The 16,749-nt window shown below is 68.7% G+C and carries 9 protein-coding genes; 2 read left to right on the top strand and 7 right to left on the bottom strand.

The window, feature by feature from the left end:
* Positions 1-18 precede the first annotated feature (18 nt).
* Together HHL11_RS24485 and HHL11_RS24490 are read right to left on the bottom strand one after the other, a co-directional pair.
* Complete coding sequence (locus tag HHL11_RS24485) at positions 19-756, bottom strand: LytR/AlgR family response regulator transcription factor (RefSeq protein ID WP_205964543.1); 738 nt, start codon at positions 754-756, stop codon at positions 19-21.
* Between the two features lie 22 nt (positions 757-778).
* Positions 779-1,813 carry a sensor histidine kinase gene (locus tag HHL11_RS24490; protein WP_169421164.1) on the bottom strand — a complete coding sequence of 345 codons (1,035 nt, stop codon included), beginning with the start codon at positions 1,811-1,813 and terminating at the stop codon, positions 779-781.
* Between the two features lie 80 nt (positions 1,814-1,893).
* On the opposite strand from HHL11_RS24490, the gene argH reads away from it, so the two are divergent.
* Positions 1,894-3,291 (top strand): argininosuccinate lyase, encoded by a 1,398-nt coding sequence (gene argH / locus HHL11_RS24495; RefSeq protein ID WP_169421165.1) that lies wholly within the window; start codon positions 1,894-1,896, stop codon positions 3,289-3,291.
* A gap of 139 nt (positions 3,292-3,430) precedes the next feature.
* Here the strand turns inward: argH and HHL11_RS24500 are convergent, their stop codons facing one another.
* From HHL11_RS24500 to HHL11_RS24520, 5 genes are all read right to left on the bottom strand, one after another.
* Positions 3,431-4,255: an oxygen-binding di-iron domain-containing protein gene (locus tag HHL11_RS24500; RefSeq protein WP_425355221.1), complete on the bottom strand. Its 825-nt coding sequence runs from the start codon at positions 4,253-4,255 to the stop codon at positions 3,431-3,433.
* Between the two features lie 52 nt (positions 4,256-4,307).
* Complete coding sequence (locus HHL11_RS24505) at positions 4,308-6,854, bottom strand: CshA/CshB family fibrillar adhesin-related protein (RefSeq protein ID WP_169421167.1); 2,547 nt, start codon at positions 6,852-6,854, stop codon at positions 4,308-4,310.
* Positions 6,854-12,874 (bottom strand): DUF11 domain-containing protein, encoded by a 6,021-nt coding sequence (locus HHL11_RS24510; RefSeq protein ID WP_169421168.1) that lies wholly within the window; start codon positions 12,872-12,874, stop codon positions 6,854-6,856. Before HHL11_RS24510 ends, HHL11_RS24505 begins: the two co-directional genes overlap by 1 nt.
* 65 nt (positions 12,875-12,939) lie before the next feature.
* Entirely contained in the window at positions 12,940-15,594 is a 2,655-nt protein-coding gene (locus tag HHL11_RS24515) for a beta strand repeat-containing protein (protein WP_169421169.1), read from the bottom strand.
* Positions 15,595-15,634: 40 nt separating this feature from the next.
* On the bottom strand, positions 15,635-16,141 hold the full coding sequence (locus HHL11_RS24520; RefSeq protein ID WP_169421170.1) for a DUF11 domain-containing protein: 507 nt from the start codon (positions 16,139-16,141) through the stop codon (positions 15,635-15,637).
* Positions 16,142-16,438: 297 nt separating this feature from the next.
* Here HHL11_RS24520 and HHL11_RS24525 point away from each other — a divergent pair.
* Positions 16,439-16,749 (top strand): alpha-hydroxy acid oxidase (locus tag HHL11_RS24525; RefSeq protein ID WP_205964545.1); only part of this gene is annotated, 311 nt, incomplete at its 3' end.

Consider the following 16,749-nt stretch of genomic DNA (forward strand, 5'->3'; position numbering starts at 1 on the left):
CCGAGCCCCCGTTCCTCTCTAGCTGGCCAGCGCCTCCCGCACCGCACTGAGCTGCCGGCGCGAAACCGCCAGCGACTCCTCGATGCCGTTCAGGCGAACCGCCCAGCCCTCGCCCTCTTCGGGGTCGAAATGTTTTTCCAGGGCCCGCACGGCGCGGCGTGACACCAGCGCATTGCGGTGGACCCGCAGGAACTGCGCGCCGTGGCGTTCCTCCAGGTCGCTGAGCGAACCGTCCAGAATATAGCTCCTGGCGGCCGTGCGCACGGTGATGTACTTCAATTCGGCCTTGAAATAGAGCACCTCCGTGACCGGCACCCGCTCGGTGCGCCCGCGGTCCTGGATCACCAGCACTTCCTGTTCCTGCTCGTGGCCGCCGGCGCGGGCCTGCACGGTGCGTTCCACCTTGGCCAGGGCCGTCTGCAGCCTTTCCAGCCGGACCGGCTTGGTCAGGTAGTCCACCGCTTCCAGCTCGAAGGCGGCGACGGCGTGCTCCGCATAGGCGGTGACGAACACCACGGCCGGCGACTCCGGCAGCGAGCGCAGCACGCCGGCCAGGGCCAAGCCGTCGGCGCCGGGCATGTGGATGTCAAGCAACACTGTATCGAAGCTTTGCCGCCGCAGGTGCTCCATGGCCTGGGCCGCGTTGCCCGCCTCGGCGGCCACTTCGGCCGTCGGCGCCTTGCAGTCGGCCAGCAAGGTGCGCAGGCGAGACCGCGCCAGCGGCTCGTCATCGACCAGCAGCACTCTCAATGCCATGTTGCTTCCCCCTCTACCATGTTCATCCGGGTACTTCCATCCGCACCTGGTACAGCCCGTCGATCAGCGCCGTCTGGAACTGCGCCTGCACATCGTGCATCAGCCGCAGGCGGTCGCGCACATTCCCCAGCGCCACGCCGTTCCCAGGCTTGCCCTGCCCCGCCGGCACCGTGTTCGTCACCTTGATGACGACCATGCTGCCACGGCGCTGGGTCGTGACTTTGACCTGGGCCCCCGTCGGACTGGGCTCCACTCCGTGTTTGACCGCATTTTCCACTAACGGCTGCAGAAACAAAGCAGGCACTTTGGCGCTGCCCGCCCGCGGGTCGATGGCCCACTCCACCTGCAGCCGGTCGCCGAAGCGGACCTGCTCGATGTCCAGGTAGCGGCGGGCGATGACGACCTCCTCCGCCAGGGTGACCGGGCCGCCCTGGTCCACCAGGGCGTGCCGGAACAGTTCGCTCAGGTCCTCCAGCAGCGTTTCGGCCTTGCGCGGGTCCTCGCGCACCAGCGCAATGGCGCTGTTCAGGCTGTTGAACAGGAAATGGGGACGGATGCGGGCCTGCAACTCCGCCAAACGGGCGGTCGTGTCCGCCGGCATGCGGCCCTTGGCCCGCAGCACCAGGGCGGCCACCATCACCGCCGACAGCAGCGCGCCCGTAGCGGCCGCGGCAAACCAGGGCAGCGGCTCCCGCGTGACCAGGACCAGCAGGGCGCAGCCGTACAGGCCCGAGATCGCGCCCAGGGCGACCCCGCACGCCTGCTGCGCCGGCGCCGCCAGGCGGGCCAGCACCTTCTTCAGGCTGCAGGCGGCCACCAGCCAGCCCAGGGTGGCGGGCATCGCCGCGCCGCTCAGGAAGGCCATGCGTTCGACCCAGCCCACCAGGCCGCCGCCGCCGAACATGGCGCCCACGGCCATCACCGCCTCGACGAACAGCAAGGCGCGCAGCACCACCCCCAGCTGGCAGGCGTCGAACACCAGCACGGGCTCGGGCCGCAGGCGGGACGGCGGGCGGTTCAGTTCCTGGAAAGCCGATAATAGTTGCGAGTCGTTCATCTGGCCGGGGGCTAGGTTTTCCCGGATTATGGTGAACGCCACCCGTCTTCCCGCAAATTCCCGGCCTTTCCCCAGCCCCTATGAGCCAACTCGATCACAAGTCCGAGGCGTGGTCCGCCCTGTTCAGCGAACCCATGAGCGACCTTGTTGCCCGCTACACGGCCAGCGTCTTCTTCGACAAGCGCCTGTGGCAGGCGGACATCGAAGGCTCGCTGGCCCACGCCGCCATGCTGGCGAAGCAGCAGGTGATCTCGCCTCAGGACCTGGAGTCCATCCGCAAGGGCATGGCGCAGATCCGCGGCGAGATCGAGTCGGGCGCCTTCCAGTGGAAGCTGGAGCTGGAGGACGTGCACCTGAACATCGAGGCGCGCCTCACCCAATTGGTGGGCGACGCCGGCAAGCGACTGCACACCGGCCGCAGCCGCAACGACCAGGTCGCCACCGACGTGCGCCTGTGGCTGCGCGGCGAGATCGACCTGGTCGCCGACCTGCTGAACGAGCTGCAGAAGGCGCTGCTGAAGATCGCCGAGGACAACGTCGAAGTGGTGCTGCCCGGCTTCACCCACCTGCAGGTGGCGCAGCCCGTGAGCTTCGGCCACCACATGCTGGCCTACGTGGAGATGTTCTCGCGCGACCACGCGCGCATGCTGGACGTGCGCAAGCGCGTGAACCAGCTGCCGCTGGGCGCCGCGGCGCTGGCCGGCACCACCTACCCGCTGGACCGCGAGTTCGTCGCGCAGCAACTGGGCATGGAAGGCGTGTGCCAGAACTCGCTGGATGCCGTGAGCGACCGCGACTTCGCCATCGAATTCACCGCGGCCGCCTCGCTGCTGATGGTGCACGTGAGCCGCTTCAGCGAGGAGCTGGTGCTCTGGATGAGCCAGAACTTCGGCTTCATCCGCATCGCCGACCGCTTCACGACCGGCTCGTCGATCATGCCGCAGAAGAAGAACCCGGACGTGCCGGAGCTCGCGCGCGGCAAGACCGGCCGGGTGGTGGGCCACCTGATGGGCCTGATCACGCTGATGAAGGGCCAGCCGCTCGCCTACAACAAGGACAACCAGGAAGACAAGGAGCCGCTGTTCGACACGGTCGACACGCTGAAGGACACGCTGCGCATCTTCGCCGAGATGGCCGGCGGCATCACCGTGGTGCCGGAAGCGATGGAGCGCGCCGCCATGCGCGGCTACGCCACCGCCACCGACCTGGCCGACTACCTGGTGCAGAAGAAGGGCCTGCCCTTCCGCGACGCGCACGAGGTGGTGGCGCATGCGGTGAAGGCGGCGCTGTCACACAAGTGCGACTTGTCCGAGCTGCCGCTGGCAGTGCTGCAGCAGTTCAACCCGGCGATCGAGAAGGACGTGTACGACGTGCTGTCGCTGCGCGGCTCGCTCAACGCGCGCAACACGCTGGGCGGCACCGCGCCGGCGCAGGTGCGCGCGCAGATCGCGCGGCACCAGGCGCGGCTGGGCGCGTAGCCCGTTCAAAAAAGGCGGACTGCCGGACGCAGAGGGCGCAAAAGTACGCAAAAGCTCGCAAAAGAAGCCCAATCCAATTGGATGTCCTTTTGCGATTTTTGCGAAACCTTTGCGCCCTTTGCGTCCGGAAGTTCAGTCTTCACGCCACGCGCAACTGCGGCTGCAGCTTCCTGGTGACCGCGTCGATGCGCGCCGTCGGCAGCTGGTAGGCGCGGTCGTCGAACAGGTCGATGCCGCACATCAGCGTCTCGACCCAGTCGTAGAAGTCGGCGATGGCCTGCTTGCCCTCGATCGGCGCGCCGTGCTGCGGCACGATCATCTTCACGTCCAATTGGCGCGCCATGCGCGCCCACAGGCGCAGCACCTTGTTCGACACCATGTAGCGCCGGTGGAAGCCCTCCATGCGCGGGATGTGCGGGCGCAGGTCGCGCACCGCCGTGCGCGCCTCCTCGCCGCTGGTCATCGACACGCCCAGGTCGCCCGTGAAGAGGATACGACTGACCGGGTCGTAGAACTGGAAGTTGCCCTCCGAGTGCAGGAAGTGCGCGGGCACCATCAGCAGTTCGCTGCGGCCCAGGGGCAGGCGGCCACCGGCATCGGGCACGCCGATCACGCGGTTCTCCGTCTTGCCGACCTTGGTGAAGTGCGGCGCGAAGCGCTCCCAGATGCGCGAGATCACCAGCTGCGCCTTGGTCGAAGTGAGCCAGCGATCCAGCGACGCGATGATGTCCGGGTCGGCGTGCGAGGCCAGCAGGTAGCTCAGGTTCTGCGGCGGGAACCAGCGCGAGAGCGCCAGGAACAGTTCGTTGAAGGCGAGGTTGCCACCCGGGTCGAGGATGGCGCCCACGCCGTGGTCGACGATCAGGAACTGGTTGGCCTGCACGGCCTGCCCGTCCTCGTCCACCAGGTCGGTGAACATGAGGCAGGCGTGGTGGTCATTGCGGAAAAGTTCGATGGGCGACATGGGGAGCATTAGTCCCCATTTCGCCCCTGCCCGCGTTGACACGCGTCAAGCGCTACTCGGTCAGCTTGACGTTGTAGGTCACCACCAGCGACAGCCCCGGGTTCAGCGTGCCGGTGAAGGTCCATTGCAGGCTGCCGGCGTTGCCGGCCGCGGGCTGCGTGGCGATGGTGCAGCCGGTGATGCCGCTCGGGAAGGCGCCCGGGCAGACCGTTGAAACGAAGGTGGTGAAGGCCGGGGTCGCGTCGTTGATCACCAGCGTGGACACCGGGTAGGCGCTGAGGTTCTGCGCGGTCAGCGTGTACTGCAGCACCTCGCCGGGGCTGGCGCTGACCGACGTGGAGCCGCTGCCGCCGCGCGTGACGTTGCTCACCATCTTCTTCAGCGACAGCGCGGACGGCTCGCCGCCGGTGGTGGTGTCCGTCACCGTCAGCACGGAGGTCAGTGCCGGCGACGAGCCCGTGTAGACGAAGTTCGCCGTGATCGTCGCCGTGTTCAGGGCGCCGTAGGCGATGCCCGAAGGCACGAACTGCTTCAGCACCAGGCAGACCTGCTGTCCCGCCGTCATCGTGATGGCGCTGGTCACGACGATCTCGGTCGACTCCAGTGCGCCGCTGCAGTTGGCGTCCTGGTACAGCACCGTGCTCCACACCGTCCCCGCGGGGCTGGGCGCGTTCGTCACGGTGAAGGTGGCCTGGCCGCCGCTGCCGGCCTGGAAGGTGTGCGCGTAGAAGACGACGGTGCCGGGCTGGGCGGTCTGCGCGCCGTTGGGCGCGAAGCTTTCCGGCGGCACCATGCCGAAGGCGACGCCGGTGTACGAGCTGCCGGCCACCGGCGTGTAGGTCAGTTTCGGGCGCGCGTAGCTGCCGCCCGTGGTGCCGACGTTGCCGCCGGAGTTCTGGTAGTTCGTCAGCACCGTCGGCGTGAGCGTCAGCGCCGCGGTGATGGTGGACGGCACCCACAGCGTGAAGCTGCCGTCGCCCGCGGTGCTCGTGGTCGCCACGGTCGTCGCTCCGTTGGCCAGGGTCACCGTGACGCTGGCGAGGCCGGGTTCGGTGCCGTCCTTCGTGCCGTTGTTCGCGTTCCCGGAGCCGACGCCCGTGTCCGCGAACACGGTGCCGGTGAGTTTCGAACCGTTGTAGACGCCGAACACCTGCGGCGGCGGCGCCGGCGACCCGGCCGCCACGTTCACCTGCAACAGCCCGCTCGCGTTCTGCATCCCCAGCCAGCCCGTGGGAAGCGTGGGCGTGATGTCGGTCAGCGTGGAGTTGTTGTCCAGGATCACGCAGTACGTGCCCTGTGGCAGGTTGGGCAGCGTGTAGGCGCCGGTGGTCGCGTCCACGGCCACCGCGTTCAGCGCCGGGTTCGTGCAGGCGCCGCCCGAGACCTGCGCCACCTTCGCGTAGAAGCCCGTCACGCCCGGCCCGGCTTCGGCGCCGTCCTGCGCGCCGTTGTGGTTCGCGTCGGAATAGACCGTTCCGGTGATCGTGTTGAAGATCGGCGTGTTGGTGAAGGTACACAACACCGCGTCGCCGTAGGCGAGGCTGTTGAAGGTGTACGAGCCGCTGCTGCTGCTGATCGCCAGGTTCGTCGGCATCGTGGTGGCCGAGCCGGAGTTCGAGTTGGTACAGGTCAGCGTCGTCGTGTAGTTCGCCAGGGTGCCTACGCTCCCCGGCGCCATGGCCTGTGAGACGACGAATGGATAACTGGCGGCCACCGTGGGGACCGTGGCCGCCGCGAAGCCGGATGTCGCGGTGCCGGTGGTGGTGCCGGTCGCCAGCTTGGTGCCGGTGGTGGTGCCCAGCGAGTAGACGAACTGGTCGGCCGCGTTGTAGCGCTGGTTGGTGATCTGCGAGACCGCCGAGATCGACGCATAGCGCAGGCCCACGATCACGCCCTGCAGGCCGCTGGCCTTCATGGTGGCGGTGACCTGCGTCGGGTTGGTGTCGGTGCGGAAGACGTAGCTGCCCACCGTGCCGGCGACGCCGGTTTCGCTGACGGTCTTGCTGTTGAGCCCGGACACCGTGGGATAGGTCGTGCCGCCATTCGCGATCTGCGCCACCTGCGACCAGTTGCCGCCGTTGGTGGTGAACGAAAGCGTCTCGCCTGCGTTGGTGGACTCGCCGTCGCCGACGATGATCGAGTAGTTGGCGGAGCCGCCCGTGGGCGGCGTCACCGTGATGTTGCGGATCGTGAACGTCACGGTGCTGCCGTCGGTGCCCGTGTACAGGATCGGCTTGTTCGGGATGCCGTTGAAGGCGACGTTGCCGAAGGCCGAGCCGGTCCAGGACGGGACCGCCGTGGGGATCAGCGCGGTGTTGGCGTTGGTGCCCGAGAACGTGGTGACCCTCAGGTTCATGCTCACGTTCGTGCCGTCCGGCAGGCCGAAGCTGAAGGTCTGGCCGGCGGTGGTGCGGGCCGTCGTGTCGACGTAGGTCGAGAAGTCCAGCCAGCAGTAGGTGCGGAAATCGGCAGGCGCCGTGCCTTGCGTGGTCGCCGGCGCGCAGCTCGCGGCCAGCGCCGTGCCGGGGACCGCGGCGGCGAGCAGCCACCCAGCCACGCAGGCGAACAGGAAGCGCCGCCAGAGAGCCAGCAGGCGCATCAAGACTTGCCTCCCGCCGCCGGCTGCGCCTTGGGCGAGGCGTCGGCATCGTTCTGGAGCAGCGTCTCGTCGAACTTGAAGCGCATGCGCAGGTAAGCGCCCTTCTGCGTCGTGGCGTCACCGGCGAGGTCGCGCGCCGAGAAGCCCATGATGTTGTAGCCGGCGGACAGCCACAGGTTCTTCCACACCAGGTAGCCGATCTCCAGGCCGATGGCGGATTCGCGGACGTCGTTGCCCCACATGGTGTAGGCCTGCACGCCGAAGTCCCAGCGCTCGTTCAGGTCCCAGACCGAGCGCGCGCCCACCAGCTGCGTGAAGGACTTGCTGTCCAGGCCGCTGGCGCGGTCGCGGGCCAGCTTGGCCGCGTAGCGGCCGTTCACCACCCAGTCGCGGCGCGGCTGCACGTTCAGGTGCGTCGACAGGATCCAGGCGCCCTGGTCGGTGGCATGCACCGCCGTGGTGTCGTGGTCGCGGTCGTACTCGACACGCGCCAGGGCGTTCCAGGTGTCGTCGTCGACGGGGCGGTAGGCCACGCCGGACTGCGCCTTCACGATGGTCCGCTCACCGCTGCTGCTGGTGGTGCCGATATTGGTCTGGTCGTTATAGAGGAAACGGTTCAACAGGGTCCACTCCCGGTCGAGCCGGTTCACCACGGCGCCTCCCAGGAGCCAGCTGCGCGAACTGGCCGACATCTGCCACTGCGCCTGACTGGAAGCCTTCCAGTCGGCGGCCGCAGTGTATTCGACGCCGAGGGACACCGCGCTGGACTCGTCGGTGGTCGGGCCGGTGATCGGCTTGATCCGCTGCAGCGCCGCAGTCACGTTCATGCCTTCAGCCACCCGCACCGTGTTGCGCAAGCCGAGCGCCGCCTCGCTGGTGCGGCCGTCGATGGCGTCGCCCATGCGGTATTCGTTGAACACCTGCGTGTTGCCCGGCAGCGTGGTCGTGACGCCGGCCACCGTGGTGTAGCGCGAAACTTCCGCGTTCAGCGTGTACGGGCCGTTCAGGCTGTTGATGAAGTCGTGCCGGGCGTACAGCTTGGTGGCGGGGTTCAGCTGGTAATTGGCGCCGACGCCGGTCTCGCGGCCGCCGCTGCCGTCGATGGCCTGCTCCGCCAGCGCGTAGACGTCCGCCGAGGGCACGCCCGGCACCGGCACCGTCAGCTTGACGCGCGCGCTGGTGTAGCCCGTTTCCGCCGTGGAAGTCGAGGTCGCCGCGGTGGAGGTCGTGGCGGTCAGCGACTCGGTGCCCGGGGCGGCGACCGAGGTGCCGGTGGCCGCTGCGTTGGCCTTGCTGTAACGCACGCCGACCTCGATGCGCGCGTTGCCGGGCAGGCTGCGCTCCAGCCGCAGTTCGGCGCCGGTCTGCTCCGCGCCGGTCAGGCTGTTGGTGGTGCGCAGCGCCTCGCCGACGACGCGCGTGGCGGGATCGATGACGTAGCCCGCCTTCGCGCCGTACTGGGACTGGCCGGCCGATTGCGGGCTGTTCGGGTTGTAGAAGCCGCCGTCGGTATGCGCGCCCCAGACCCGCGCCTGCACTTCCGTGCCTTCGTGGCGGAACTCGAAGCGCTCGCCCTTGCCGTCGCCCTGCAGGTCGGTGCGGCTGCGCGCGGCTTCGGCCGTCAGCACGGTCTTCTCGCCCAGCTTGCTGGTCAGGGTCAGGCCCTGCAGGCGCTGGCGGTTGGCCGGGTCCTCGTCGGCGACGACGACCGCGCCCACCGTCGTGCCGGGCAGGACCTGCACGTTGGCCTCGACGCCCGCCACGTCGTGCTTCGGGCCGCCGTTGTCCACGTCGTAGCTCACGCGCACGAACACCGGGTTCAGGTCGGCGTCGACGCTGGGCACCGCGTCCTTCAGCAGCAGCAGCCCCGTCAGGGGCTCGATGCTGTAGTCGGTGAAGGCTGTGAGCGCCGTGTCCTTCAGCACCAGCGCGGGCTGGTCACGGCTGCGGATGATCACGTGCACCTGTTCGCTGTTGACGACGCCGTTGGCGTTCAGCTGGAACGGGCCCGAGGTGCCGTTGCCGCGGAACTCCTGCACCACCTGGGTCGCGCCGGTGCGGCTGCCGAAAGCCTCGACGCCCACCGTGCCGTTGCTCCAGCGGCCCTTGGCGCCGCTCAGGGAGCGCGAGTACTGCGTCAGCTGGCGCGCGGTGTTCTCGCTCTGGGACGTGAAGTCGCCCAGCAGCGCGAAGTTGGTGCCGTTCTGCAGCAGCACGTACAGCTTGCCGGTGGACTGGCCGTCGAAACCGCGCGCGGACGAATCGCCATAGACCGGATAGAACTGGTTCGGCTGGATGTCGCGCAGCAGCCGGGTATCGGACGGCTTGTCCGAGTCATAGGCGACGGTCAGCAGGCTGGAGCCGAGCACCTTGCCCTTGAGGAACATGGCGGCGCGCGCGCCCGCTTGGCCCTTGCCGTTGTCGAAGCTGTGCGAGGCGCTCTGGATCTCGCGCTCGAACACGTCGCCGCTGCTGGCGGGCTGCAGCGCCGCGGGGTTCAGGTTGCGCAGGTTGATGGTGCCTTCGACGACACCGGCGGCGATCATCGGGCGCAGCAGCGGCACGAATTCGACTTCGGCGGTGGACTTGACCATGCCGGCCTGCACCGTCAGCGTCACCTTGCCCGGCTGGGCCGGCGGTACCAGCAGGTAGCGGCCGCTGCCGCCTTCCAGCAGCACCTGGGTGCCGGCCTGGGTCGGGTTGACGTCGGCCACCTGCCATTCACCGGCGCTGGCCAGGAGCGTGACTTCGGCGCGCGCCGTCGCCGGCAGGCCGGCGGCGTCCTCCAGCGCGATCGCCACGGCGATCGGCGTGTTGGGATCGGCCACCGGCTGCTTCGGCACGTCGATGCGCACCGTGGCCAGCGGGCCCGGGGCGAGCACGGTGACCTGTGCCTTGCCGCGCACGTTGCCGAACGGGTCCTTCACCTGCACTTCCAGCGTGTTGCGGCCGGGATGGAGGTCGACGCCGATGTATTCCCAGCCGGTGACCTTGTTCGGCGGCAGGCTGCTGCGCTTGCCGACCTGGGTCGTGGGCACGACCTGGCCGTTCACCTGCAGTTCGAAGGTGGCGCCCAGCGGGCCCTTCACGCGCACGCGCGTCTGCGCCGTCGGCAGCACCTGGCCCTCTTCCAGGCCGATGAAGCCCGTGTCGGCCGTCACCTGCGGCAGCAGGTCTTCCAGTTCGGGGACCGCCTGCGTTTCCGCCGCCGGCACCGCAGCCGGCGCCGGCGCCTGCCCTGGCACGGTGTCGACCGGACGGAACACCGACTTGGGCAGCCCCTGCTGCATGGCGGCGACGGAGCCGCCCGTGTCGCCCACCGCGCCCAGCGTGGGCGCCGTGCCGTTGGCGGCCGCGTTGCGGGCGCCGCCGGGCAGCGCCAGCGCGCCGCTGGCCGGCAAGGTGCGGGCGTCGGTGGCGGACGCCGTCGGCGTGGCGGCGAGCATCGTGCTGGCCGCCTGCACCATTTCCGCGGGGTTGGCCAGGGCCTTGCGGCGCGCCGCGATCTGCTCGCGCAGGCCTTCGTCGCAACCGGCCACGGCGAAATCCGCCTTGTGGAGTTCGCCGTTCTTCAGGTCGACGAAACGGCTGCCGGCATCGAAGGCATTGCGGTTGGACAGCACGCGCAGGCTGCTGCCCGCGGGCAGGGTGGTGAGGTCCACCTTGGCAACGTGCGTGCGCGGCGTGAGGCCGTAGAGGCTGTACTTGCCCTCTTCGTCGGTCACCGCATAGGTGCCGTCTTCCAGCAGGATGCGCACGCCGGGGATGCCGGGGGCGCCGTCCGCCTGCACGCCGTCGCCGCGGCAGTCGGCATAGACCTTGCCGATCAGGTAGGCGTCGTTGGAGAACACGCCGCCGACCACCTGCACGCGCGCGCTGCCGTGGTTGGAGAAGATCGAGCCGCCTTCGGCCTGCGCCGTGTTGATGCCGTCGCCGCCCTGGCTGCCGACGCCGACGCGCACGCGATAGGTCAGCGTGCGCTGGACGCCATTGACGATCTTGCCGATGGCGAAGGTCAGCTGCGGGCCAGTGCCGCCAGCCGGGTCGGCGAGCGCCGCGCCGTCGAGGCGCGCGCTGCCTTTCACGTACGCAAAGCCGCGCGGCAGCGCGTCGCGCACGACGACGTTCAGCAGCGGCACCTGCAGCACGTTCTTCACCGTCACCGTGTAGTCGACGAAGTCGCCGATTTCGGCCGTGGCCTTGCTCGCCGTCTTCTGCAGGAACATGCCGCCTTCGTCGCCGGTGTCCAGCGGGACGTCGAAGCGCACCGGGCCCAGGGCGGCAGTGAAGCTCCCGCCATACGAGCCGACCTGGTCGATCACGCGGCCGGCCGGCTGCAGCGCGATGGGCAGCGCCGAAGGGAACTGGAAGCCGTTCGGCGGCGTCACCAGCAGCTTGTAGGTGCTGGGCTGCACCAGCGGGAAGGCGAAGACGCCGTCGGCGCTCGTCACGACGGACGACGCTGCCTTGGTCGTGCCGTCCATCTCCAGCACGTCGGCGGGCGAACCGGCGCGGCCGCCGTTGCCATTGCCGGTGACGTCGATCAGCTGCACGGTGGCGCCGCTCAGCGGCAGGTTGCTGCGGCTGTCGTACACGACGCCGCTCGGGTCGATCAGCAGCGTGGTCGTGGCCGTCGCCGACACGCCGCCGCAGCTGGTGACGCTGGCCGTGACCAGGTCGTTGCGCAGCACTTCCATGATGCCGTCGCCGGAAGACACGATGTGGCTCGCCGCGTTCGCGGTCGGCACGTTGGGCAGGATCCGGAACAGGCCCGTGTTGGGGCCGGTCTCGGTGGCGGTGAAGACTTCCACGTCGCCGGTCAGCTGGCTGGTGAGCGTCACCGGCACGGTGTCCGCGCGCGCCGCATCGGCATTGCAGACGGCCGCATCCAGCTGCACGAACAGCGGCTTGCCCGGCTGGTTCTGGGAGGCGTGCGCCGCATAGGCGCTGCTGGAATAGAAGGAGATCTCCGCCGCGCGGTTCGGCAGGGGCAGCACCACGCGATTGCTGGTGGCGAGCTGCACCGCAGTCGTGTCCGCCCAGTCGGCATAGGCCGTGTTCACGATGCTGCCGGCAGCGTTGGCGTTGGCCGTCACCCGGAACTGGCCCTGCAGGCTGCCGCCCGCGGGCAGGCTGGCGAGCATCCAGGCCACGCCGTCGACGCTGGCGCCGGACGCCGCCGTGCTCGCGTAGTTGTTGGTGGCATTGCCCACCAGGTGATAGAGCGTGCGCGCGCCGACGTTGGTGGAGCCGGTGACCGAGGTGAAGGCAGTGTTGGCGGGCACCGCGGCCCGCAGCACGAAGCCGGTGGCCGGCGTGCCGTCGATCGTAATCGCCACGGCGCCTGCGGCCGTATTGCCGTTGTTGATCGCCACGGCCGTCCAGTCGATCGGGGACGACGGCGTGGCCGCGGCCACCGAGGCGGACAGCAGGGCCTGCACGGCGGCGCCGCTGGTCAGCGTGAACGTGTCGGTGTTGGTGGCGCGGGCGCCCTGCACCTGGCTCACTGCGCTCAGCACCACCGAGGCCGCCTGGGCGGCGCCCGCCGTGGGCGGCACGGTGCCCGTCACCAGCAGGTTCACGCTGGTGCCCATGGGCAGGGTGATGCCGGTGGCGCCGATGACCGGTTCGCCGGAGTCGGCGCGGCCGTTGCCGTTGACGTCCTGCACGACCTGCAGGTTGAGCGGCGTGAACGCGCTACCGGTGGCGACCGCTACCGTCAGCAGGTAGGTCGTGTCGGTGTTGCCGGTGTTGACGAGGGTATGGCTGGCAGCGAACGGGGCTCCCGTTCCCACCATGAGATTCTGGCTGGCGCTCAGCGTGAGCGCCTCGAGTACGGTGACTCGGGTATTGACGGTATTGGAACTCAGCCTCGCCGACAGTCCGCTGGTGGAGTCGACGAAGGTGGCCAGCGCGGTGTTGCTGATGACCGAGCCAGCCGCCGGTGCCGCCTGCCCCTGCATGCAACCGAGCAACAGGGCCCAGCAGACGAGGAGTTGTTGAAGCAGGCGCCGGGACATCTTGGGCTGTTTGGACAAGGGGCGGAGGAAGGTCACCCCTCCTCCGCCCCCTGGCCTTCACTGCATCAGGGGGTGATCTTCACGCCGAAGGTCACGGTGGCCGACGCGCCGGCCGCGAGCGTGCCGCCGACCGGGGTGGCGGAGTTCGCGCCCGTGCCGATGTACGCGGTGATCGTGCCGGAGGCGTTCAGGGCCGGGCCGGTCACCTGGCCAGGCGAAGCCGTGGCAGCTACGGTGCTGATCGTCGTGTAGGTCGGCGTCGCGTCGGAGATGACCACGCCCGTGGCGTCAGCGGCGCCGACGTTGGTCACGGTGATGCGGTACATCACGCAGGTGCCGGGCGCGGCGCTCAGGTTGCCCTGGGTCCAGGTGCCCGTGGTGGTGCCGGCGCAGGTTGCGTCGAGCTGTTGCTCCTTGACCAGGGTCAGGTTGCCGGCAATCACCGTGGTGCTGTCGGTCGCCACCGTCGCGGCAGGCACGGTGCTCGTGTAGGTGCCGTTCGTGGTGTTGATCGTGATGGTGGTCGCGTTGATCGAGCCGGGGGTCGCGCCGCTGGGGGCGATCACCTTCTCGAACAGCGTGACGGACTGGCCGATGGCCAGGCCACCCGCGGGCAGCACCGCGTTCAGGTTGCCGGTCACCAGCGTGTCGGTGGCGTCCAGCGTGCCGTTGCCGTTGGAGTCGAAGTACAGCGTCGACGACCAGCCGGAGGTGTTGTTGGCCTGCACCGGCGCCAGCGTGCTGAACACCGTCGTCGTGCCGGCTTCCACCACGTTGCCGTTGTTGGTCAGCGTGTGCTTGTAGACGTAGGAACCGCCCGGGTAGGTCTGGCCGGCGCCGTTGGGCGTCAGGCTCAGGGAACGCACCGCGTTCACGGTCACCGCGTCATACAGCACGTCGGCCGCGTTGGAGCTGGGCGACTTCGCACGGAAGTACACCGCCACGTCGCCCGCCGGGTAGCCGGCCGGCACGGTCACCACCGCGCAGACGGTGGTCGTCGCGGCGGCGTTGATGGTGCCCGTGTTGGTCAGCGAAGCGCCGGTGGTCGTGCAGGCGCCGGCGCTGGCGTCCGCCTTGAACACCACGGACCAGCCCGAAGGCAGGGCGCCGGGGAAGGTCGTCGTGTTGCTGGCCAGCATGTCGAACGTGTCAGCCGTCGGGCCGGTGTTCTTCACTTGCAGGGTGAAGGTGGTCACGGTGCCGGGGTTGGTGGCGTTCTTCACGACTGCCGCAGCTTCCGGGCCGGGGCCGTTACCGTGCGTGGCGTCGTTCATCAGGTCCACGGCGGCGGGCGTGATGGCCGTCAGCGTGTCGGTCCCGGTGGACGTCTTCGTGTTGTCGCGCACAGAAGTGGCGGTCTTGGCGATCGCGAACGGACCGGCGCCGGTCGCGCTGGGCGGCAGCGTGGCCTTCAGGATCACGTTGTAGGTCGCACCGGCAGCCAGCGGGCCGGTGTCGATCGTGCCGTCGCCGTTGGTGTCGACCAGGGGCGTGCTGCCGTCCGACTTGTACAGCGCGAAGGTCGTGCCCGACGGGAAGGTGTTGCTCGCGGCCAGCGTGATGTTGAAGGTGTCGGTGCCGTTGCCGGTGTTCGTCACCACGTTGGTGAAGCTCACCGTCGAACCGGCCGCCGCGGAGGCGACTGCCGCCGGGGGCGTCAGCGTGACGCCAGCCGTCTGCGTGACCGTGAAGTCGACGCGGTTGGAACTGCCGTTCGCCGTTGCGCTGCCGTTGTAGTACTGCACCGTGCCGGTGTTGGAGATCACGCCCGGGGCGACAGCGCCCACGTTCACCGAGAACTCGACCCAGCCGGACTGGCCGGCCGTGACCTTGGCGATGTTCACCGTGAAGGCGCCCGCCGTGAAGGTCGAAGTCAGCGTGTTCGGCGAGGTGCCCGAGACGGCGCCCGAGTCGCTCAGCGCGACCGAGCTCCCGGTCACGCTCCAGCGGCCGGAAGCAGGCACGTAGGTCATGCCCGTCGGGATCGCGTCGTTGATGACCACGGCCGTCGCGTCGCTGTTACCGGTGTTGGTATAGGTCAGGCGATAGGTGTAGGGACCGCTGCCGGGCGCGCCGCTCGGTGCGCTGATCGACTTGGTCAGCGTCACCACGGCGTTCGCCGTCACGGTGGTCGTATCGGTGTTGCTCGCCGACGGCGGGCTGGTCCCCACGCCGCTGGTGGCGGTCACCGTGACCGCGTTGGTCTGCGGAGCCGTCGCCGTGGCGGGCACAGTGGCTGCCACGATGAACTTGAACGTGGCGCCTGAAGCCAGCGCGCCGCTGCTCGTGATCGGGGAGCCGGTGATCTGGCCGCTGCCGTTGTCGGCGTAGATCAGCACGCTCGACATCGTGAACGCGGTCGTGCCGCTGGAGGCAGCCAGGTTGAAGGTGTCCGTGCCGTTACCCGTGTTGGTCAGGGTATGCGGGTAGTACACGATGCTGCCCGGCGTGGCGCTCTGCGCGCCGTTCTGGGTCAGGGTCAAGGCGTACACCTGCGTGACCGTGGTTTGCACCAGGTTCGAGGTGACCGTCCGGCCCACGCCGGAACCGTCGGAGTACGTGGCCGACGCCTGGTTGCTGATGGAAGTACCAGCCGGCGGCGGAGCCGCGTGTGCTGGCGCGCCGACGACGAGCATCAGCATGGCGACGAACAGGCCCGCGAGACCGCGGGATACGTAGTCCCACAGCCAGGGGCGTGGGCTCGGAAGCGCGACATTCATGATGAGTCCCTCTTTCTTTGTCTTAGCGCAGTTGGAAACTTCAGGGCTTGCTGGCGGCGACGGCGCCACCAGCCGCGTCGATCTGGACGCGCAGCTTCACGACGGTGTCGGCGTGGGCGGCCAGCGTGCCGACCTCCCAGCGCACGTAGCGGTAATCGGCGAGCGGCACGGGCTCCTGGCGCGAGGTGCCGTCAGGCAGGCGCACGGTGCGCATCAGGGGCATGGGCGCGAAGCGCGTGCCGTCGGTCGAGGCCTGGGCCTTCGCGGGCTCGGCGCTGCCGGCGACGAAGGTGGTGCCGGCGGGCACGGGAATCGTGGCCACCAGCTTGTCCACGGAACCGGTACCGGCATTGCGGTAAGTGCCGCTGTACTCGACCATGTCGCCGGGCTTGGCTTTTTCGGCGGGGGACAGCACGGCCTTGCCGTTGGCGATCTCCACGCGTTGTGCCGTCAAATTGGACGTGACGGCCGGGCTTTGGGCAAAGCCCGGGAGCGCTGCCATGAGCGTGGCGGCGAACAGAAGGAAGGGTCTGAGCGTGACTTTCATGGCTGCAAAGCTCCAAATGGACGAGCTAGATGTAAGCGGATATTACAATCACCTAGCAAGTGTTACAACAGAAAGTCAGGCCAAACCCCTAAAGGTGTTAAGAATTTGGCTGATATTTGTTGCAGCAACACACTGCAAAGACAGCGCGGACGCGCTAGGGATGAGCAACGATTGGAACCGCTGAGCAGGATTCCTAGGTATTTACCCGTCAGTTTGCTTAAGAAAGCCCCCTGCGGCAGCTTAGGGATTCGGTGAACTCGTAACAGCTACGATTCCGTCCAAGCCGAGGAGACAGACTTGCCAGTGATTACCAACATCGAGGACCTGCGGGTCCTGGCGCAGAAGCGCGTGCCGCGCATGTTCTATGACTACGCGGATTCCGGCTCCTGGACGGAGAGCACCTACCGCGCCAACGAAGCCGACTTCGAGAAGATCCTGCTGCGCCAGCGGGTGGCCGTGAACATGGAGGGCCGCAGCACCCGCACCACCATGGTCGGCCAGGAGGTCGCCATGCCGGTGGCGATCGCCCCGACCGGCCTGACCGGGATGCAGCACGCCGACGGCGAGATCCTGGCGGCGAAGGCGGCCAAGAAGGCCGGCATCCCCTT

This window comes from Ramlibacter agri (genome assembly GCF_012927085.1).
Lineage (GTDB): Bacteria > Pseudomonadota > Gammaproteobacteria > Burkholderiales > Burkholderiaceae_C > Ramlibacter > Ramlibacter agri.

Coding starts and splice junctions, on each gene's coding strand:
- HHL11_RS24505 (WP_169421167.1), bottom strand. CDS start 6,854: ATGCGCCTGCTGGCTCTCTGGCGGCGCTTCCTGTTCGCCTGCGTGGCT.
- HHL11_RS24515 (WP_169421169.1), bottom strand. CDS start 15,594: ATGAATGTCGCGCTTCCGAGCCCACGCCCCTGGCTGTGGGACTACGTA.
- HHL11_RS24500 (WP_425355221.1), bottom strand. CDS start 4,255: ATGTCGCCCATCGAACTTTTCCGCAATGACCACCACGCCTGCCTCATG.
- HHL11_RS24520 (WP_169421170.1), bottom strand. CDS start 16,141: ATGAAAGTCACGCTCAGACCCTTCCTTCTGTTCGCCGCCACGCTCATG.
- HHL11_RS24510 (WP_169421168.1), bottom strand. CDS start 12,874: ATGTCCCGGCGCCTGCTTCAACAACTCCTCGTCTGCTGGGCCCTGTTG.
- HHL11_RS24490 (WP_169421164.1), bottom strand. CDS start 1,813: ATGAACGACTCGCAACTATTATCGGCTTTCCAGGAACTGAACCGCCCG.
- argH (WP_169421165.1), top strand. CDS start 1,894: ATGAGCCAACTCGATCACAAGTCCGAGGCGTGGTCCGCCCTGTTCAGC.
- HHL11_RS24485 (WP_205964543.1), bottom strand. CDS start 756: ATGGCATTGAGAGTGCTGCTGGTCGATGACGAGCCGCTGGCGCGGTCT.